Origin of the sequence: Hymenobacter miniatus (genome assembly GCF_016427455.1) — a bacterium.
Classification (GTDB): Bacteria; Bacteroidota; Bacteroidia; order Cytophagales; family Hymenobacteraceae; genus Hymenobacter; species Hymenobacter armeniacus.
Map to the genome: position 1 here is coordinate 623,626 of NZ_JAELXR010000001.1, position 18,163 is coordinate 641,788.

19 protein-coding genes are annotated in these 18,163 nt (G+C 65.9%); 13 read left to right on the forward strand and 6 right to left on the reverse strand.

Going from position 1 to position 18,163, the window contains the following annotated elements:
• Positions 1 to 220: 220 nt before the first annotated feature.
• A complete protein-coding gene (locus JAO73_RS02725; protein WP_190926923.1) occupies positions 221 to 640 on the reverse strand; it encodes a hypothetical protein in 420 nt (139 codons plus the stop codon).
• A gap of 47 nt (positions 641 to 687) precedes the next feature.
• Complete coding sequence (locus tag JAO73_RS02730) at positions 688 to 1,119, reverse strand: hypothetical protein (protein WP_198975616.1); 432 nt, start codon at positions 1,117 to 1,119, stop codon at positions 688 to 690.
• 122 nt (positions 1,120 to 1,241) lie between these two features.
• Between JAO73_RS02730 and JAO73_RS02735 the strand changes: the two genes are divergently transcribed.
• The 10 genes from JAO73_RS02735 to JAO73_RS02780 all read left to right on the forward strand — a co-directional run bounded on the left by JAO73_RS02735 (position 1,242) and on the right by JAO73_RS02780 (position 9,141).
• The gene (locus tag JAO73_RS02735; protein ID WP_198975617.1) at positions 1,242 to 1,817 is read left to right on the forward strand and encodes a GNAT family N-acetyltransferase; all 576 of its coding nucleotides are present in this window, start codon (positions 1,242 to 1,244) and stop codon (positions 1,815 to 1,817) included.
• Between the two features lie 52 nt (positions 1,818 to 1,869).
• The gene (locus tag JAO73_RS02740; RefSeq protein WP_198975618.1) at positions 1,870 to 2,499 is read left to right on the forward strand and encodes a NanQ anomerase/TabA/YiaL family protein; all 630 of its coding nucleotides are present in this window, start codon (positions 1,870 to 1,872) and stop codon (positions 2,497 to 2,499) included.
• Between the two features lie 83 nt (positions 2,500 to 2,582).
• On the forward strand, positions 2,583 to 3,881 hold the full coding sequence (locus tag JAO73_RS02745) for a TPM domain-containing protein (protein ID WP_198975619.1): 1,299 nt from the start codon (positions 2,583 to 2,585) through the stop codon (positions 3,879 to 3,881).
• A gap of 166 nt (positions 3,882 to 4,047) precedes the next feature.
• Entirely contained in the window at positions 4,048 to 4,410 is a 363-nt protein-coding gene (locus JAO73_RS02750) for a VOC family protein (protein ID WP_198975620.1), read from the forward strand.
• Between the two features lie 202 nt (positions 4,411 to 4,612).
• Positions 4,613 to 5,164 carry a GNAT family N-acetyltransferase gene (locus JAO73_RS02755; RefSeq protein WP_198975621.1) on the forward strand — a complete coding sequence of 184 codons (552 nt, stop codon included), beginning with the start codon at positions 4,613 to 4,615 and terminating at the stop codon, positions 5,162 to 5,164.
• A gap of 216 nt (positions 5,165 to 5,380) precedes the next feature.
• On the forward strand, positions 5,381 to 6,661 hold the full coding sequence (locus JAO73_RS02760) for a M48 family metallopeptidase (RefSeq protein ID WP_198975622.1): 1,281 nt from the start codon (positions 5,381 to 5,383) through the stop codon (positions 6,659 to 6,661).
• A gap of 72 nt (positions 6,662 to 6,733) precedes the next feature.
• On the forward strand, positions 6,734 to 7,501 hold the full coding sequence (locus JAO73_RS02765) for a creatininase family protein (RefSeq protein WP_198975623.1): 768 nt from the start codon (positions 6,734 to 6,736) through the stop codon (positions 7,499 to 7,501).
• A 91-nt stretch (positions 7,502 to 7,592) separates the two neighbouring features.
• Positions 7,593 to 8,231 (forward strand): HAD family hydrolase, encoded by a 639-nt coding sequence (locus JAO73_RS02770; RefSeq protein WP_198975624.1) that lies wholly within the window; start codon positions 7,593 to 7,595, stop codon positions 8,229 to 8,231.
• Positions 8,232 to 8,269: 38 nt separating this feature from the next.
• Positions 8,270 to 8,644, forward strand: a complete 375-nt coding sequence (locus JAO73_RS23315) for a DUF433 domain-containing protein (RefSeq protein WP_198975625.1) — start codon at positions 8,270 to 8,272, stop codon at positions 8,642 to 8,644.
• A gap of 68 nt (positions 8,645 to 8,712) precedes the next feature.
• Entirely contained in the window at positions 8,713 to 9,141 is a 429-nt protein-coding gene (locus JAO73_RS02780) for a hypothetical protein (RefSeq protein ID WP_198975626.1), read from the forward strand.
• 35 nt (positions 9,142 to 9,176) lie between these two features.
• On the opposite strand, the gene JAO73_RS02785 is transcribed toward JAO73_RS02780, so the two are convergent.
• The 4 genes from JAO73_RS02785 to JAO73_RS02800 form a co-directional block, all read right to left on the reverse strand.
• Positions 9,177 to 10,829 (reverse strand): MFS transporter, encoded by a 1,653-nt coding sequence (locus tag JAO73_RS02785; RefSeq protein ID WP_198975627.1) that lies wholly within the window; start codon positions 10,827 to 10,829, stop codon positions 9,177 to 9,179.
• A 169-nt stretch (positions 10,830 to 10,998) separates the two neighbouring features.
• Positions 10,999 to 12,033 carry a LacI family DNA-binding transcriptional regulator gene (locus JAO73_RS02790; RefSeq protein WP_198975628.1) on the reverse strand — a complete coding sequence of 345 codons (1,035 nt, stop codon included), beginning with the start codon at positions 12,031 to 12,033 and terminating at the stop codon, positions 10,999 to 11,001.
• A 305-nt stretch (positions 12,034 to 12,338) separates the two neighbouring features.
• Positions 12,339 to 12,944 carry a pentapeptide repeat-containing protein gene (locus tag JAO73_RS02795; protein WP_198975629.1) on the reverse strand — a complete coding sequence of 202 codons (606 nt, stop codon included), beginning with the start codon at positions 12,942 to 12,944 and terminating at the stop codon, positions 12,339 to 12,341.
• A gap of 13 nt (positions 12,945 to 12,957) precedes the next feature.
• Positions 12,958 to 15,033 (reverse strand): ExeM/NucH family extracellular endonuclease, encoded by a 2,076-nt coding sequence (locus JAO73_RS02800; protein WP_198975630.1) that lies wholly within the window; start codon positions 15,031 to 15,033, stop codon positions 12,958 to 12,960.
• A gap of 184 nt (positions 15,034 to 15,217) precedes the next feature.
• On the opposite strand from JAO73_RS02800, the gene JAO73_RS02805 reads away from it, so the two are divergent.
• The 3 genes from JAO73_RS02805 (at position 15,218) to JAO73_RS02815 (ending at position 18,111) form a co-directional block, all read left to right on the forward strand.
• Entirely contained in the window at positions 15,218 to 16,555 is a 1,338-nt protein-coding gene (locus JAO73_RS02805) for a Gfo/Idh/MocA family protein (RefSeq protein ID WP_198975631.1), read from the forward strand.
• A gap of 165 nt (positions 16,556 to 16,720) precedes the next feature.
• Positions 16,721 to 17,572, forward strand: coding sequence for a pirin family protein (locus JAO73_RS02810; RefSeq protein WP_198975632.1), 852 nt, complete (start codon positions 16,721 to 16,723; stop codon positions 17,570 to 17,572).
• A gap of 116 nt (positions 17,573 to 17,688) precedes the next feature.
• Complete coding sequence (locus JAO73_RS02815) at positions 17,689 to 18,111, forward strand: SpoIIAA family protein (RefSeq protein ID WP_198975633.1); 423 nt, start codon at positions 17,689 to 17,691, stop codon at positions 18,109 to 18,111.
• Positions 18,112 to 18,163: the final 52 nt, after the last annotated feature.

Consider the following 18,163-nt stretch of genomic DNA (forward strand, 5'->3'; position numbering starts at 1 on the left):
GGTAGAATAGCAGCAGAAAATGCGCCCGGCGCACTCGGGGCTAAAGGTAAAGGGCCCGGCTGGTTTGTGCGCCGCGGGCTCGGGCTAGCTTTCCGCCGCTGCCGCCGGGCCCAGCCCACGCGGCCGCCACCTGGGCCAAGCGCGGCGGCAGGTCCAATGAGTGGCTGGCAGCAACCGGCAAAAAGCAGCGAGCAAGCAGGGCCGGCACGGGGCGGGTTGGCTAGGCCGGCTGCTGGGCCAGCCAGGCCGTGGCCGCCGCGTCGGTGTCGAAGGAGCGGTAGGTGAGGGGCAGGCCCTGCACGCTGGTCGTGACGAAGGCGGTGGCCAGGCGCACCAGCACGTCGGGCGACACCACCACGGCCCCGTAACGGTAGCCGCCTTCCGTGACGGCCCGTGGCAGCCAGTGCTGCGCTATCCACTGCTGCTCGGTGGGCGAGAAGGGCGGCATGGTGAGTTGGTTTATCAGGATGCGGCCCCAGCCGTGCTGCTGCAGGCAGCGCAGCATCTGGTTAAACAGGGCCTGCGTTTCGGCCAGGGTGCGCCGGCGCGGCCCCCAGGTAGCGCGCAGAAAACCAGCCGGGTCGGCCTGCAGCTGGCCAGCGGTATTCTCAAAAAGCAGGGGCAGGGCCGTTTGGTTCATCGGCGCAAAGGTACCGCCCGGCGGGCTAGGGCAGGCCGGCGCGGGCCTTACTGCTGCCCCACCGGCGCGGCGGGCAGGCGCACGCTCCGCAGCCAGGCGTAGGCGGCGGCCACGTCGTCGAACATGCTCAGCTGCGGGGGGCAGTTGTCGGCCACGGGCAGCAGCAGCTCCACGTCGCTGCGGCACTCCAGGGCCTGGCTGTGCACCCAGGCCACGCAAGCCATGCCCGCCCGGGCCGTGGCCGGCAGGTACACCTCGGCCACCCACTTCAGCAGCTCCCAGCTGATGTGGGTGATGTGCGAGTTGTCGTTGAGGGCTTTTAGGGTGCCAAGTTGGCTTATATAGGTCAGAATGCGCTGGCAGTCTTCCTGCACGTTGGCCAGTTCCAGGGCGCCCTTCCAATCCAGATACAGCCAGTTGTTTTCCTCATCGTGGTAGAGGTCAAGCGCTTCGGAGGTAGAAAGGAGAGTTATCGGCATCGGCACACACCCACGGGTCGAACAGTCCCGGCAAATATACTTTCGGGCACCCGCCGGCTTCGCATGCCCGGCCCGGTGCGGCGGGCTGGCCGCGTCCGCGCCGGGGGCCGTATACTCGGGCTATGATTCCGCTCATCACCCACACGCCGCGCCTGCTCATTCTGGCCGCCAGCCGCGCCCTGCTCACGGCCGAGCTGCACAAGCCGCACTATTTTCCCGTGTTGCTGGGCGCTGCCCTGCCCGAAGACTGGCCGCCCGGCGAGTACGACCGCCCGGCCATGGAGTTCTTTCTGGAGCAGCTCACGGCCGGCGGCCGCGACGCCGCCGGCTGGTACGGCTGGTATGCCCTGCGCAAAGCCGAAGGCGACACGCCCCGCACCCTCATCGGCAGCGGCGGCTTCATGGGCCCGCCCGACGCCGAGGGCACGGCCGAAATTGGCTATTCCATTTCCAGCGACTGGCGCCGGCAGGGCCTGGCCACCGAGCTGGTGGGCGGCCTGGTGGCGCAGGCCGCGGCCACGGGCCAGGTGCGCCGCCTGGTGGCCCACACCGAGCCCGGCAACGCGGGCTCGCAGGAAGTGCTGCTGCGCAACGGCTTCGTGGCCACGGGCCCGGCCCCCGACGGCCGCCTGCGCTACGAGCGCGCCGTGGAGCCGCAGCTGCCCGAAAACGCCGCCCCGCAGCCGCCCCAACCGTAGCGGCCGTGGGCTACATTTGCCGCGTCCCTGGTCCTTGTTGCCCCGCTCTTCCATGAAAAATGCTTTGCTGAAATACGGCTTCTTCGCGCTGGCGCTTGCCCCGCTGGGCTGCACCACCAGCGGCCCCGCCGCCTCCCAAACCAGCGCCGACAGCTGGACGCCCCAGAAGGCCGACAAGTGGTTTCGGAGCCGGGTGTGGGCCAATGGGCTGAAGCTGAACGTGCAGGAATCGGTGAACAAGGTGGAATTTGCCAGGCAGTACACCGCCAACAAGGCGGCCTGGGACAAAGCCTTTGCCTACTTCCGCGATACCAACCTGGAGGAGCTGCCCGTGGGCAAATACCCCATCGACGCCGACAACGTGTTTGCGGCCGTGACCGACAACCCCACCAAGGAGTACGCCAATACCAACTGGGAGTCGCACCGCAAGTACATCGACATGCAGTACGTGGTGCGCGGGGCCGAGAAAATAGGGCAGGTGCCCATGGACAAGGCCACGGTCATCAAGCCCTACGACGAGGCCCGCGACGTAGCCAACTACTCGGCCGAGGGCCCGCAGTACGAAGCGCGGCCGGGCACTATTTACTTGTTTTTCCCGCAAGACGTGCACCGGCCCAACATCAAGGTCGAGGGCATCGACAAAGACAAGAAGGTGGTGGTGAAGGTGCGCGTGGCGCAGTAGGGCCAGCCCGCCCAACAGCCAAACCGGCACCGGGGCCGTACAAGGCGGAAGATTCCCTTCTTCCACTCTTCTCCCCCAGTGCTATGGCTAAACTACTGTTTCTCGTATTCCTGTTTGTGTCGGCCGGGCTGGGCTTGCCCGCGGCCGCCCAAACCGGCACCGCCGACGTGCCCCCGCGGCCCCAGCCGTTTCATTTCGTCAACGACGAGGCCAGCCTCATGGCCCCGGCCGACGCTAAAAAGCTGGAAAGCGGCCTGCGCCGCTACGCCGACAACAACGGCACCCAGATAGTGGTGGTGACCGTGCCCGCCCTCGGCGGCCGCGACGTGGCCGACTACGCCCGGGCCATTGGCACGGCCTGGGGCGTGGGCCAACGCGACAAAAACAACGGCGTGGTGGTGCTGGTGAGCGCCAAAGACCGAAAAATCAGCATTCAGCCGGGCAGCGGCCTGCAAAGCAGCATCACCCCGGCCGTGACGCAGCAGGCCATCAGCCAAATGGGCCCCGGCTTTAAGCAGGGCAACTATTTCGCGGGCCTGCGCACCGGCCTGAACACCCTGATGGCCGCCGCCGACCCCAACGCCGTCACCCGCGGCCAAGCCGGCAGCACCGCCTCCAGCAACGCGGGCACCAGCACCGACATCAACACCCCGAGCAACCTCTCGCAGGACCCCGCCCCGGTGCCGCCCACCGACCCTGTGCTGGCCGCCCCGCCGGCCGAGCCCGCGCCGTCGGGCCCCGGCATGGGCACGCTCCTGATTGGGGCGCTGGTCATCGGGGGCATTCTGTGGTTTGTGGTGCGCATGTTCCGCAACCGCAGCGCCGCCGCCGCCAATAACCCGAACACGGGCCCCTCGGGCCCTACGCCCGACTTCCTGCCCAACCGGGGCGGCTCAAACCGCGGCCCGGCGGGCGGCAACTACAACCAGGGCTACAACCAAGGCGGCCCTGGCTACGGCAACGCCCCCAACCAGGGCGGGGGCGGCATGATGGGCGGCATGGGCGGCGTGCTGGCCACCGGCGCCGCTGCGGCCGCCGGTGCTTACCTCGGCAACCGCATGGCTTCGGGCCACGATACCTCGGGGCACAACTACACCAACGATAACGACAACACCAACTTCAACACCGGCGCGGCTGGGGCGGCGGGCGCAGGCCTCGGGGCCGCGGGCACCGGTGCCGCCAGCGACTACTTCTCGAACCGCGACGGCGGAGGCGCCGCCGACAGCCCCGGCCCTGATTATTTCTCCGACGACAACACGACCGCCGACAACTCGTCGGACTACTTCTCGTCGGACGACAATTCCTCCTACGACGACAGCTCCTCCGGCGACACGGGCGGCGGCGGCTTCGACAGCGGCGACGACAACAGCGGCTCCTGGTAAGGGGCGGCGATAATCAGACTGAAACAAAGAAGCCCCGGCGCGTTGTGCGCCGGGGCTTCTTGCATGAATACCGTGGCCTGCGCGCGCCTGTCCGAGCAGTGGCCGGAGCGTAAATCGGCAAAGCGCGATACCTTTCGGCCGTATTCTTCAACAAACTTTTTTGGCGATGTTTCAGGGCTTGCGCACAGTGGTGTATCCGGTGGGAAATCTGGCTGAGGCCGCGGCTTGGTACAGCCGGGCGCTGGAGCAGGAACCGTACTTCAACGAGCCCTTTTATGTGGGCTTCAACGTGGGCGGCTACGAGCTGGGCCTGGTGCCGGACGGCCAAGCTGCCGGGCCCACGGGCCCCACCGCCTACTGGGGCGTGCCCGACGCCGCCGCGGCCTATGACCGCCTCCTGAGCCTGGGCGCCCACCCCGGCGAGGCCGTGCAGGACGTGGGCAGCGGCATCCTGCTCGGCGCCGTGCTCGACCCCTTCGGCAACCTGCTGGGCGTCATTCAAAACCCACATTTCGCGCTGCCGGCCTGAACGGCCGCCGAGACGCGTATTCGCGTCTCGGCGGCCGCGCCGTCAGGGAAATCAGCCAGGAGCCAGAACGAGGTAGAGACGCAACATTTTGCGTCTCGTCGTCCGCGCCGTTCGGGCTTCGTTCGCACCAAACAGACGCGAGCCGTTCAGCGACGAGGCGCAGCATCTTGCGTCTCTACCTTCCAATAGCCTTCTCCAAATCATGATGCCTGAACATAACACCATAGCCTCGGCCGTGCCAGTGCTGGAAACCAGCCGCCTGCGCCTGCGCGGTTTTCGCGCCGATGACTTCGACGGCTGGTTTGCCATGAGCCGGCTGCCGGCCTACCACCGCTACTTCACGCCCGAGCCCATGCCCGCCGAGGAGGTGTGGAAGCTCCTGCTGCGCAGCGCCGGCCACTGGGCCATTATGGGCTACGGTTTCTGGGCGGTGGAGGAAAAGGCCAGCGGCCGTTTCGTGGGTGCCATTGGCTTCCTCAGCCTCAAGCGCGCCCTCGACCCGCCCCTGGGCGAGGCCCCGGAAATCGGCTGGGTGCTCGACCCCGCCGTGCACGGCCTGGGCTACGCCACCGAGGGCGTGGAAGCCGCTCTGGCCTGGGGCCAGCAGCATTTCGGGCCGGTGCGCACCGTGTGCATCATTCACCCCGAAAACGAGCCCTCGCTGCGCCTGGCGCATAAGTTTGGCTACCGCGAATACGCCCGCACCACCTACCACGAGCAGCCCATTGTGCTGCTGGAGCGGCCGGGGGAGTGAGTAGGGCTTTATTGGTGTAGAGACGCAATATCTTGCGTCTCGTCGTTCGCGCCGTTTGGGTGTCGTTGGCGCCACGCCGTTCAATGCAAGACGTTCAACGGCGAGACGCAAGGTATTGCGTCTCTACTATCCTCTGTTATTGGTTGGCCCGCCGGGTGGAATAGAGTAGCTTGCGCCACACCGCTGTGGTGCTCACCGCTTTCTGCTCCGTTTCGTATGTCCGCACTCCTTAAGTTTTTGTTGGTTTTCCTGCTGTTGGCCGCGGCCGGCGCTGCCCACGCTCAGCCCTCAGCTATGGCGCCAGCGCCGGCCACCGCCCAGCCCGCCTTCGACGTGGAAGCCGCCACCCAGGCCTACCTCAGCACCCTCACCCCGGCCCAGAAAGCCAGCTCCGATGCGTACTTCGAGGGGGGCTACTGGCTCTTGCTGATTGACGTGCTGTATGCCGTGGGCGTCGCGGCCGTGTTTCTGGGCTTGGGGTTGTCGCGGCGCCTCCGGGCGTGGACGGAACGGCTGCCGCGGCGGTTTCTGCGCACGCTGGCCTACGCCGCCGCTTACCTGCTGCTGGCCTGGCTGCTGAGCTTCCCGCTGGCGGTGTACGAGGGCTATTTCCGCGAGCACCAGTACGGACTTTCCAACCAACGCTTTGGCCAGTGGCTAAGTGAAGACCTAACCAGCCTGGCCCTAAACGTTGTATTCGGCAGCCTGCTGATTCTGGCTCTGTACGCGGCCATTCGGCGTGCCGGTAGCCGCTGGTGGGTGTGGGGCACGGGCATTGTGGGCGCGTTTTTGGTAATTGGCATATTCCTGGGCCCGGTCTTCATCAGGCCCCTGTTTAACAAATACACGCCGCTGCCCGCCAGCCCGGTGCGCGCCGCCATCCTGCGCATGGCCCGGGCCAACGGCGTGCCCGCCGACAACGTGTACCTCGTGGACGCTTCCCGCCAGAGCAAGCGCATCAGCGCCAACGTGAGCGGCATCGGCAGCACCATCCGGGTGTCGCTCAACGACAACCTGCTGCGCCGCAGCACGCCCCAGGAGGTGCAGGCCGTGATGGGCCACGAGCTGGGCCACTACGTGCTGAACCACATCCAGAAAATGCTGGTGTTCTTCATTGTGCTCATCGGGCTGGGGCTGTGGGCGCTCGACTGGGCCTTCACGCGGCTGGTGGCGCGCTACGGCCCGCGCTGGGGCGTGGCCGACCGCGCCGACGTGGGCGGCCTGCCGCTGGCGGTGGCCCTGCTAGCCGTGCTCAGCTTCCTAGCCACGCCGGTGTTCAACACCATCATTCGCACCCAGGAGCAGGAGGCCGACATGTTTGGCCTGAACGCCGCCCGCCAGCCCGATGGCTTCGCCACCATCGCCATGAAGCTGTCGGAATACCGCAAGATTGACCCCGCGCCGCTGGAAGAAGCGCTGTTTTTCGACCACCCCAGCGGCCACACCCGCGTGCACACCGCCATGCGCTGGAAGGCCGAGCATCTGGGCGAAAAGTAGTTTGGGGGCGAACTTGCGGGCGCCTTGCCGCCGGGGTAGGGCTGTGTACTGTCCACCACAAGCTTGAAAACCATGCCCGCTCGTCCCTACGTTCTCGCCGAAACCACCTGGAAAACCGTGCAGGAAAACGCCTACCAGGTGGTGGTACTGCCCTGGGGCGCCACCGAAGCGCACAACTACCACCTGCCCTACGCCACCGACAATTACCAATCGGACTACGTGGCCGCCGAGGCCGCCCGCAAAGCCTGGGAGCAGGGCGCCAAAGCAGTGGTGCTGCCCTGTGTGCCTTTCGGCGTGAACACCGGCCAGCTCGACATCACGCTCGACATCAACATGAGCCCCAGCACGCAGCTGGCGCTGCTGCGCGACGTGGTGCAGGTGCTGGCCCGCCAGGGCATCCCCAAACTGGTCATTCTGAACGGCCACGGCGGCAACGACTTCCGCCAAATCCTGCGCGAGCTGCAAGCCGAGTTTCCGACGGTGTTTCTGAGCACGCTCAACTGGTTTAAAGCCGCCGACCGCAACCAGTACTTCAGCGCGCCCGGCGACCACGCCGACGAGCTGGAAACCAGCGTGATGCAGCACATCGCCCCCGAGCTGGTGCGCCCCCTGGCCGAAGCCGGCGACGGCGCCGCCCGGCAGTTCCGCATCGCGGCCCTGCGCCAGGGCTGGGCCTGGGCCCAACGCGAGTGGAGCAAGGTGAGCGCCGACACCGGCGTGGGCAACCCCGCCGCCGCCACCGCCGAAAAAGGCCAGGCGTTCCTGGAAGCCGTGACCACCAACATTGCCCAGTTTCTGGTAGAGCTGGCTGCCGCCGACCCGCAGGATTTGTATGAATAAATGCAGTTATCAGTGAGCAGTTATCAGTGAACAGCATCGTTCACCAAGCTGCCAACTGCTCACTGATAACTGTTCACTGATAACTGATTTCATGCCCACCCAATTCGATAGCGTCATTTTCGACCTCGACGGCACCCTGTGGGATGCCTCAGAAGCCATTACGCGTGCGTTCCAGGCCGCCAAAAACAGCGTCGACTACATCGAAAATGACGTGACGCTGGCCCAGGTGCAGGCCGTGACCGGCCAGCCCTACACCGTGGTGTACGAGCGCCTCTTTCCCAAGCTGCCGGCCGATAAGCTGGACGAATACCGCGCCCTCTGTGCCCGCCACGAGCTGGCCGCGGCCACGGACCACGGCGGCACGCCCTACCCCGGCCTGGCCGAGGCCCTGCGCTACCTGCGCGGCCGGGGCTACCGGCTGTTCATCGTGAGCAACTGCCAGCTGGGCTACGTGGAGGCCTTTTTTAAGCACAGCGGGCTCGGCGAATTCTTCGAGGGGCACCAGTGCTACGGCACCAAACTGCTCTCCAAGGCCGAAAACATCCGGGAAGTGGTGGCCGAATACGGCCTGCAGGCGCCCGTGTACGTGGGCGACACCCCCGGCGACCTCGCCGCCAGCCAGGGCGCGGGCGTGCCGTTCATCTTCGCCACCTACGGCTTCGGGCAGCTCACCGAGGCCGAAGCGCCCACGCGCATCGACCGGCTGGCCGACTTGCAGGAGCTGCTCTGAATGGTGCTGAAAAAAGGCCGGGTTCGTACATTGGAGGCATGAAATTTCCGGTCTTTCCGCGCATCACCATTCATCCGTCCATTTGCAACGGGCAGCCCACCGTGCGCGGGCTGCGCTACCCCGTGTGGCAGGTGCTGGAGTGGCTGGCCAGCGGCGCCACCGAAGCCGAGCTGCTGGCCGCGCACCCGGCGCTCGAACCCGAGGACTTCCGCGCCTGCCTTGCCTTTGCCGCCGAGCGCCTCAAGCCCCACGACCGCACCCCGCCCACGGCCGAAGACCAGACGTCCGAAGAGTGGATACTGAGCCGCCAAAGCCGCTGGCTGGCCGAGCAGGAGTTTCTGAAGCAGCTGTGGGAGCGCAGCCCCGGGCCGTCTGCCAAAGGAAATGTTGAGGGGCCGCACTCGCCCAAATGACCAGCTGCAAGCCGGAATAGATGCGTAGCTTTGGCCGTCGCGCCGCCGCCAACTGAGCCGCTTTTTTCATGTATCAGGATCTTGCCTCGACTGCTTTTCTGCACGTTGCTTACCGGCCCGATTCGTGCCTGCTGATTGGCCGCTGGCTGTGCTCCATCAACGACGCGCAGCTGCGTGAGGGCTACGAAACCATGCGCCGCGCCGCGCAGGAGCACCAGTGCCGCCACTGGCTGATGGACGCGCGCCGCCGCACCGACCGCCGCCAAAACGGCCCCGAATGGGTGGTGACCACCTTCTTGCCCCAGGTGCAGCGGGAAATGGGCACCCCGCTCTACGTGGCCTTCCTGGTGCTGCCCAACCACCTGCGCGAAGTGGAAGCCGACCCGGAAATGGCCGAAAAAATTCCTTCCCCCAATGCCTCGTTCCAATACGCCCGCTTCATCGACGAAGGCGCCGCCAACGCTTGGCTCGACCAGAAGCGCCGGGAAGGCCAGTAGCCATCTGTCGTGACGAGCCTAACGCAGCAGGCACCTTACCGCTGGCTCTCCAGCGTCTGCATCGGCGTGGCCATTTCCACGTTCGACGTATTGGGGAAGGCGAGGAAGTGCGTCACGCGCGGCTCGGTAGGGCCGCTGTGCAACTGTAGCACCCGGGCTTCCACGGCCTGGTCTTCTTTGGTGAAGCGGTGGTGCTGGCGCTGGTGCTCGCCCCAAGTGGCCACGTAGTAAAACTCGGTGAGGCGCGTGGGGTGGGCCACGTCGGCAAACACGCCGGCGCGCAGGGCGCCGTCGCGCAGGCGCAGGCGGGTCAGCTGCTCGGTGGCGGCCCGGAAGGCGGGCCAGTCGGCAGGCTCCACGTGGTATTCAATCATGATGACTACCGGGCCGTCGTCGGGGTCGATGTGGCCGTCGGTTTCGGGGTCGGGCCAGTGCTCGGCGGGGTCCAGGTTCAGGCCTTCGGCCGAGCGCATGGGGAAGGGAAAGGCCAGCAGCGCGCTGGCCACCATCCAGCCGGCCGCGATGAGCAGCGAAGTTTGGAGCGTGAGGTGGTCGGCCAGCTCGCCCCACGCCAGGCTGCCCAACGACAAGCCCGCCTGGAACACCAGCATGTACACGCTAATGACGCGGGCCTGCACCCATTTGGGCACGTTCAGCTGCACGGTGGTGCTGAAGCTCGTCATCACCATCAGCCAGGCAATGCCGGACAGGAACATCACCGCGTAGAGCACATAAATCTGGGCCACCAGCGCCAGCGCCAGGTTGGTGACGCCGAACATGAGCACGCCCAGCAGCACCCGTTGGTTGAAGTTGAGCCGCGAGCCGGCCCGGCCCATCAGGAACGCCCCCGTGACGGCGCCCGCGCCCAGCCACGACAGCATCACGCCGTAGTGCCCCGAGCTCAGGTGCAGCTTGCGCGCAATGACCACCGACACCAGCGCCCACATGGCCGCCGCCCCAAACGAAAACGCAAACGTGCGCACCAGCACCCCGTAAATGGCCGGCGAATACTGCACGTAGCGCCACCCCGCCCGCAACGCCCCCAGAAAGTTCTCGGCCGGGCCGCTGGTCACGGTGCGTTCACGTTTCCAGAAGTACACCACCGCCCAGGTGCCCAGAAACGACACGCCGTTGAGCACAAACACCCAACCGGCCGAGTAGTAAGCAATGATGGCCCCGCCAATGGCCGGCCCAATGGCCCGCGCAATGTTGTTGCTCACGCCGTTCAGGGTGATGGCAAACGGCAGGATGGGCCGGGGCACCAGCTCCGTGGTCACGGCCTGCCAGATGGGCGCGTTCAGGGCCGCGCCCATGCCCAGCAAGAAGGTGAAGCCGAGCACGCCATAGGCCGAAATGCCGCCCGTGAGCGTGAGCACCCCCAGAATGGACGCCACCACGGCCATGAAGCCCTGCGTGAACAGCAGCAGCTTGCGACGGTCCACCATGTCGGCCATGGCGCCGGCGGGCATGCTCAGCAAAAAGGCCGGCAGGCTGGTGGCGGCCTGCATGAGGGCCACGAGCAGGGCCGAGGTGGTGAGGGTGGTGACCAGCCACACGCCGGCCACGTTCTGCATCCACGTGCCCACGTTGCTCACCATGCCCGCAATCCAGACGGCCCGGAAAATGGCAATGGTGAAGGGCGTGAGCAGCGTGGCCTTGGGCGGGGGTGGGGCAGTGGTCGGCGTCATCGAAAGCAGCAGAATTCTACCCCCTTCAACAATTGAAAGGGACGAATGGCTTCCTACGGCAAAAGGTCAGTTAGCAGTTGTCAGTTGGCAGTGAACAGTTCGCCGTGGATGATTGGTAACACTTCATTCAACTCCTAACTGTTCACGGCCAACTGCTAACCGCCCCTTATTACCGGCGCTGCGACGACTCCCGCACCAGCAGCTTGGGCTTGAGCACAATGGGCTTAGGCGGGCCTTGACGGTTGGGGCCGCTTTTCAGCATCTTTTGCAGCAGTTGCACCGCGGTTTTGCCCATTTGCTCGCAGCGCTGGTCCACGCTGCTCAGCATGGGCTCGGTGAGCATCGTGAACATCTCGTTGCTGAAGCCCACCACGGCAATGTCCTTGGGCACGCGCAGGCGGGCGCTTTTCACCGCCTGAATGGCGCCAATGGCGGCCAAGTCGTTGCTCGAAAACACGGCGTCGGGGCGCTGGGGCAGCTTCAGAAGCTGGCGCATGGCCTGGGTGCCGCCCTTCTGGCTCATCTCGCAAAACATGATGAGCTCGTCGTCGATGGGCAGGCCGTGGGCCTGCAGGGCGTCGCGGTAGCCTTGGTGGCGGTTTTTGTGGATGTTGAGGTGCAGCGGGCCGGTGAAGTGGGCAATACGGGTGCAGCCCTGCTCGATGAGGTGCGTCACCACCTGGTAGGCGCCCTGGTAGTCGTCAATCATGACGGCGCTCACGTTGCTGCCGCTGAAATCCTCCACCACGCGGTCGAAAAACACCAGCGGAATGTTCTGCTGGCGCACGGCTTCGAAGTGGCCGAAGCTGTGCGTGGTGTTGGCCAGCGACACCAGAATGCCTTCCACCTGCGAGTTCATCAGCAGGTCGATGTTTTTCTGCTCCTGGCGCGAGTCTTCGTTCGACTGGCAAATCATCACGTTGAAGCCCAGCTTGGCGGCTTCGGTGGCGATGCCGTGCACCACCTGTGGGAAAAAGTGCCCCGTGATGTGCGGCACCAGCACGCCCAGCGTGTTGCTGCGGCCGCGGCGCAGGGCGGCGGCCAGCTGGTTGGGCTGGTAGTGCAGCTCTTCGGCCAGCTGGCGCACGCGGGCCTTGGTGGCCTCGCTCACGTCGTCGTGGTCGCTCAGGGCCCGCGAAATGGTGGAGGGGGAAAGTCCCAGCGTCTTGGCCAGGTCAGTAATGGAGGCGCGGCGATTGGCCATCTCTGTAGGTTGTAGCGAAGTGATGAAATACCCGAGCCCCGGCGCAGTGGCCGGCGCCGCCAGCCCAGGACGTGGCCGGCCGCAGCTCGTGCTTTGGTCCCGCGCTGGACCGGCGCGGGGTGCTGACAATTTACCGAAAACAGGTGGGCGCCGTGCTTAGAAGCGTCCTTTTCGGGCATAGATGGGAATTCAGCCGCAATCTACTAGCCGCAAACGAATCCGGGCCGCTGCCGCCAAAAAATGTTGCTCAGGCAATGCGCCAGCTGCAGGGGCACATTCCGGGGCGAGCCGCCGCCTGGGCGCCTTTATTCTATCACCAGCCCGAATTTGGCCACCACGCCCACCAGGCCCTGCAGGGTGAACTTGGCGCCCTGCAGCGGGTTGGTTTCCGGGTCGATGACGAAGCCGGACGCGGTAGTGAAATCGGCCCCTGCCAACCGGGTATTCTGAAACACCGCGCCCGCCAGCGTGCAGTCCTGAAACACGGCGCCGGTCAGGTCGGCGTCGGCGAAGTCGGTTTCTTCCAGCCCGCAGCCCACGAAGCGGGTGCCGGGCAGGGTGCGCCCCGCAAAGGAAGCGTAGCGCAGCTGGCACTGGTCGAAATGCACGCCAAACAGCATGTCGCGGCAGGCCGTGAACTGCAGGCCCAGCAGCTTGCAGTCGGCGAAGGCCACGTTTTGCAGGGCCGTGCCCGCCAGCCGCACCGTGGCCAGGTTGCAATGCTCAAACAGGCACTCGCTGAAGCGCAGCCGGCTGAAGTCGGCCCCGCTAAAGTCGCAATTCACAAACCGGTACTCGTCGAATTCGGTGTGGCCCAGCAGGTGCCGGGCGTCCCAGCCCACGGCCACATTCTCCTCAGGAAATCGGTCGGGCTTGCGAAGGGCGGCGGGCTTGCGGCGGGCGGGTTTCATGCCGGCAAATCTACTACTTCACCACCCGCAGTGTCTGGCTAAAACCAGCGCCGCGCAGGTGTAGCAGGTAGGTGCCGGGCGCCAGGCCCGCCGTGCGCTGGGCGGTTTCGGCCGGCAGCCCGGCGGCTGAGCCGTGCAGCGCCAGCACCCGCTGGCCCAGCGCCGACACCACGTCCAGCGCCAGGGGTTCGGTGGCGGCCAGGCCCGTTATCCGGAGGGTGAAGCCGGCGGCGGCGGGGTTGGGAAACGCCTCCATCTGCACGCCCGCCGCGGGCCGGGCGGCCGCCGTTACCACGCCAGCAAAATTCAGCCCGATGAGCACGGGGTCGTGGTCGGAAGAGCGGAAGGGGCTGCTGACGTCGGTGGCCGCGCCGGCCACGTCGTATTCCAGAAATTCGGGCTCGGCGGCGTTGATGTGCCATTTTTCCACGGCGGCGTGGCCCAGCAGATTGGGCGTGAGCACGGCGTGGTCGAGGGAGCCGCTCAGGCCGCTGAACACGTAGGAGGCGCTGCTGGCCGGGCTGCCCAGCACGAAGCCGGCAGCGCGCAGAATGTCCATGGGGTCTTCTTCGTAGTTGGCGTTGTAGTCGCCCACGCTCACCACGTAGCGCGTGCCGGCGGGCAGCACCGTGCCGCTGATGAACTGCACCAGGGCTGTGGCCTGCTGCTTGCGGCGCAGGTTGCTGGCGCCCTGGCCGTCGCCCTGGTCGGCGTTGGCGCCGCTGCCGCTGGCTTTGGATTTGAGGTGGTTGACGACGAGGGCAAACGTGTCGCGCGCCGCCGTGCGCGTCGTGATGAAGAGCTGGGCCACCGGCGGGCGCTCGAACACGCCCGTGACGCTGGCCAGCAGCACGTTGCCGTAGGGCGTCACGGCCGCCGGCTTGTAGATGATGGCGCAGTGAATGAGGTCGGTGTTGTTGGGCTGGCGCAGCACGCCGTCGTTGACGATGGCGTAGGTGCCGGCGCCCAGCGCTTGGTTCAGGCCGTTCACCAAGTCCTGAATGGCCGAGTTGGGGCCGGTGCCGTCGTTTTCAATCTCAATCAGGCCCACCACGTCGGCGTTCATCTGGGCAATGGCCGTGATGATTTTGGCGCGTTGGCGGTTGAAGTCGGCCAGGGTGGTGGCCCCGCGCGAGGTGGGAAAGCCGCCGCCCGCGCCGTCGCCGTTGAAGTAGTTGAGCACGTTAAAGCTGGCCAGCTTCACCGACAGCGGGCTGAACGTGGGCACCGGCGGGCGCACCGTCGTCACCACCGGGGCGGCGCCCGGCAGGGGCTGCACGCGCCACTTGCTGGAGCCGTAGCCCAGAATGCCGCGCAAGCTGGCAATGGTGCTGCCCACGCGCACGGTGCCGGTGGCGGCGTCGAGGTAGGGCGTGGGGGAGGGGTTGACGGCGGCCAGGCCGTCGTCGAGCAGCAGCGACTTTTGCACGTTGGCGGCCTGGTAGGCGTTCACGGCGGGCACGTTGGTGATGCCGGTGCTGCTGGTGCCGGTGGCGGGGTCGTCGTTGGGGTCGACGTACTGCGTGGGCTGGTACACCAGGCCCTGGGTCGAGATGTTGAGCTCGCCGCGCGACTTCAGGGTGGCCACGTCGGACACCGTGACCGGCGCCGAAAACTGCACCAGCATGCCTTCAAAGGCTTCCGCATCCGCAATGGCGAAGGTGGCATTGTTCAGCAGCGTGAAGGGCGGCAGGTTCTGGCCCGTGGCCAATACCGTGACGGTGGGACTGGTGAGAACGGCCTGGTTGAACGAGGGCGTGGTGGGCATTTCCTGCACGGCGCCGGTGATGCGCACGCGCGTGCCGGCCGCCACGGTGGGGGCCGTCTGCACCACGTACAGGGCGTCGGAGGTGGTGGGGTCGCCGTCGGCGCCGGCCGTCTCGTTCTGCACATAAAAGCCGGCCGGACTCAGCCCGGGGTACACGGCCGTCACGATGCCCTCGACGGTGTAGGTGCCCGCCGTGGCCAGGGCGCCGCTGGTTTGAATAGTGCCGATGGGCGTGACGGTTTGGGCTTGGGCCTGGGTGCCAGCTGCGGCCAGCAAAACCGTGAGAACAGCCCCGCGCGAGGCCGTAGAAAGCTTTATCATGCAGTTCAACATCAACATAACCCAAATGCGGGGCTATAAATGTACTGCGCATTGGCCCAGCGGCTGGCGCGGCCCAAAAACCTGTGGCGTAATGCCATGCCCGAATGCTGTGGCAACAAAGCCCCGCCTTCGGCACGTACGTACAGCATCCATTAGGTTTTCCACATTTCCACGTTCCTGCCCCATGTTTCAAGACCACCCTACCGCGCCCGCCGCTACCGATTCGGAACCGCGCCACGACGAGTCGCGCCGCCAGTTCATCAACCATGCGGGGCGCGGCCTGCTGGCCGTGGGCGTGGCCAGCGCCCTGCCCGTGGCCGCCGCCGAAGCTGCGGCCGCCGAGGCCGGCGCCCCGCCCGTGACCGGCCCCCTCGACATCAAGCTGCCCCCGCTGGAAGCGCCCACCGACCCCAAGGGCTCGGAGCCCTTCAACCCCGACGCGCCCGAGCGGCGCGTGGGCTATGCGCTGGTGGGCCTGGGCCACCTCACGCTCAATGAAATCCTGCCCGCCTTCGGCCAGAGCAAGCACGCCAAGCCGGTGGCCCTGGTGAGCGGCGACCCCGAAAAAATGCGCAAAGTGGCCCAGCAATACGGCATCAAGCCCAGCAGCTGCTACTCCTACCAGACCTACGACAACCTCAAGGACAACCCCGAGGTGGAGGTAATTTACATCGTGCTGCCCAACTCCATGCACCACGAGTTCACGCTGCGGGGCGCCAAGGCCGGCAAGCACATCCTCTGCGAAAAACCCATGGCCAACTCGGCCAAAGAGTGCGAGGAAATGATTGAGGCGTGCAAAAAAGCCGGCAAAAAGCTCATGATTGCCTACCGCATTCAGTACGAGCCGCTGAACCGCATGGCCATGAAGATGGTGCGCGACAAAGCCTACGGCAAGGTGAAGCTGCTGCAAATGGTGAACAACCAAAACCAGGCCCACGACCAGCAGTGGCGCCACAAAAAGGCCCTGGCCGGCGGCGGCGCCCTGCCCGACATTGGCCTGTACTGCCTCAACACCACCCGCTTCCTGCTGGGCGAGGAGCCCACCGAAGTCTCGGCCCAGATATATACCACACCGGGCGATGCCCGCTTCAAAGAAGTGGAAGAAAACGTGACGTTTACCCTGCGCTTCCCCAGCGGGGTCATTTCGCAGTGCATGACGGGCTACGGCACCTTCAACAACAAGAGCTACATGGTGCACTGCGAGGAGGGCACCATCAAGATGGACCCGGCCTTCACCTACCAGGGCCTGCACCAGGAGCGGGTGCGCGCCCCCAAAGGCAAGCAGCTGAAGGAAACGCCCAACGACCCGCAGAAAGACCAGTTTGCCCTGGAGCTCGACCACATGGCCGAGTGCGTGCGCCAGAACAAAACCCCCTACACGCCCGGCGAAGAAGGCCTGCAAGACCAGCGCCTCATGGAGGCCATCTACCAGTCGGCCCGCGAAAACAAGCCCGTGAAGCTGCCCGCCGTGAGCAAGCTCGACGCCTTCCGGGGCTCGCCGCCGCAGGAGCAGGAGGCGTAGCGAGTCGGTCTACTCGTCTGACGTTGACGCCTCACCCCCTGCCCCCCTCTCCTCAGGGAGAGGGGCACCGGTTATTCTTCTGTATAAATCGGCTCGCTCTCCTCTCCCTGAGGAGAGGGGCAGGGGGTGAGGCGCCCGCAAGAACATTTAACTTCACCACCCACCATGCGCACCATCAAGCAGCAGCACCGGGCCATCAATGCCCCCATTGCCGACCTCGTCACGTACCGGGCGCTGCCCACGGCGTCGGTGGAGTACATCGACCCGTTTCTGTTTCTGAACCACCACGGCCCGCAGGTGTATCGGCCCAACAACAACGGCCTGCCCTTCGGCCCGCACCCGCACCGCGGGTTCGAGACGGTGACCTTTATTCTGGAGGGCGACATTCTGCACAAGGACACGGGCGGGCACGAGAGCGTGATAAACGCCGGCGGCATTCAGTGGATGACGGCCGGCAGCGGCCTAGTGCACGCCGAAGTGTCGTCGGAGCAGTTCAAGCAAGCGGGCGGGCCGCTCGAAATCCTGCAGCTGTGGGTGAACCTGCCGGCCAAGGACAAGATGGTGGCCCCGCGCTACATCGGCCTGCAACAGGAGGAAATTCCGACTGTGACGCTGAAAGGCGGCGTGGTCATTCACGCCGTGTCGGGCGAGTGGGCGGGCACGGCCGGGGCCGTGCAGCCGCTGGCCGACGTGGCCCTGGCCTGGCTGGAGCTGCCGGCCGGCAGCCGCGCCACGCTGCCGGTGGCCGCCGAGCGCAACATTTTCTTTTACGTGGTGCGCGGCACGGTGCAGGTGAACGGCGCCGAAGCCAAGGCCCGCCAACTCGTGGAGTTCAACCACGACGGCGACGAATTGGCCATCGAAGCAACGGAGACATCCGTGCTGCTGCTGGGCCACGCGCTGCCGTTTGATGAGCCGGTGGTGTCGTACGGCCCGTTTGTGATGAACACCGAAGCCGAGATACAGCAGGCCTACCGCGACTACCAGCGCGGGGCTTTTGGCGTCTGGGACGGGTAGTTGGTCGAAAAGCTGAACCAGAACGCAACCTCGGCCGCCCCTTCGCGGTTGAGCCGTGCGAGCCCGGCACCCCCCATTGGAATTTCCCCGGTTCGCCTTCCGTTTCTGACCCGTTGATGCGCACTTCTCCAATCCGTACCCTTTATTTCGAAAACAGCACCGGCCGCATTTGGGAAGAGCCCGATGGCTACGTGCGACTGGAATACCGGCCCGGCTCCCGGGAAACGGTGCAGTTTCGGGCCATGCTCACGCACCTGGCGCAGGCCCTGGCCCGGCACCGCTGGTCGAAGGCCCTCATCGACCAGCGCGAGATGACGCCCTTCACCCCCGCCGAACTCGACTGGATGACCAATGAATGGCTGCCCACCGCCGTGCGCGAGTGCGGCTACCGTTACGGCGCGGCCCTGGTGGCGCACGACGTATTTGCCCGCCTGGCCATGAACCAGTTGGTGATGGCCAGCCGCGGCCTGGCGCACACCTACCGCACCTTCGAAAGCGAAGCGGAAGCGACTGAGTGGCTGGAATCGGTGAAGGGATAGATAAGTGGCCGTCAGGCAGAGCGCCAGCGAAGCATCTTGTCTGTAAGTAATT

Bases quoted from the DNA above. Each gene is read 5' to 3' on its own strand.
- JAO73_RS02750 (WP_198975620.1), top strand. From the start codon at position 4,048: ATGTTTCAGGGCTTGCGCACAGTGGTGTATCCGGTGGGAAATCTGGCT.
- JAO73_RS02795 (WP_198975629.1), bottom strand. From the start codon at position 12,944: ATGAAACCCGCCCGCCGCAAGCCCGCCGCCCTTCGCAAGCCCGACCGA.
- JAO73_RS02770 (WP_198975624.1), top strand. From the start codon at position 7,593: ATGCCCACCCAATTCGATAGCGTCATTTTCGACCTCGACGGCACCCTG.
- JAO73_RS02735 (WP_198975617.1), top strand. From the start codon at position 1,242: ATGATTCCGCTCATCACCCACACGCCGCGCCTGCTCATTCTGGCCGCC.
- JAO73_RS02815 (WP_198975633.1), top strand. From the start codon at position 17,689: ATGCGCACTTCTCCAATCCGTACCCTTTATTTCGAAAACAGCACCGGC.
- JAO73_RS02800 (WP_198975630.1), bottom strand. From the start codon at position 15,033: ATGATAAAGCTTTCTACGGCCTCGCGCGGGGCTGTTCTCACGGTTTTG.
- JAO73_RS02780 (WP_198975626.1), top strand. From the start codon at position 8,713: ATGTATCAGGATCTTGCCTCGACTGCTTTTCTGCACGTTGCTTACCGG.
- JAO73_RS02760 (WP_198975622.1), top strand. From the start codon at position 5,381: ATGTCCGCACTCCTTAAGTTTTTGTTGGTTTTCCTGCTGTTGGCCGCG.
- JAO73_RS02730 (WP_198975616.1), bottom strand. From the start codon at position 1,119: ATGCCGATAACTCTCCTTTCTACCTCCGAAGCGCTTGACCTCTACCAC.
- JAO73_RS23315 (WP_198975625.1), top strand. From the start codon at position 8,270: ATGAAATTTCCGGTCTTTCCGCGCATCACCATTCATCCGTCCATTTGC.
- JAO73_RS02755 (WP_198975621.1), top strand. From the start codon at position 4,613: ATGATGCCTGAACATAACACCATAGCCTCGGCCGTGCCAGTGCTGGAA.
- JAO73_RS02790 (WP_198975628.1), bottom strand. From the start codon at position 12,033: ATGGCCAATCGCCGCGCCTCCATTACTGACCTGGCCAAGACGCTGGGA.
- JAO73_RS02740 (WP_198975618.1), top strand. From the start codon at position 1,870: ATGAAAAATGCTTTGCTGAAATACGGCTTCTTCGCGCTGGCGCTTGCC.
- JAO73_RS02785 (WP_198975627.1), bottom strand. From the start codon at position 10,829: ATGACGCCGACCACTGCCCCACCCCCGCCCAAGGCCACGCTGCTCACG.
- JAO73_RS02725 (WP_190926923.1), bottom strand. From the start codon at position 640: ATGAACCAAACGGCCCTGCCCCTGCTTTTTGAGAATACCGCTGGCCAG.
- JAO73_RS02745 (WP_198975619.1), top strand. From the start codon at position 2,583: ATGGCTAAACTACTGTTTCTCGTATTCCTGTTTGTGTCGGCCGGGCTG.
- JAO73_RS02810 (WP_198975632.1), top strand. From the start codon at position 16,721: ATGCGCACCATCAAGCAGCAGCACCGGGCCATCAATGCCCCCATTGCC.
- JAO73_RS02805 (WP_198975631.1), top strand. From the start codon at position 15,218: ATGTTTCAAGACCACCCTACCGCGCCCGCCGCTACCGATTCGGAACCG.
- JAO73_RS02765 (WP_198975623.1), top strand. From the start codon at position 6,734: ATGCCCGCTCGTCCCTACGTTCTCGCCGAAACCACCTGGAAAACCGTG.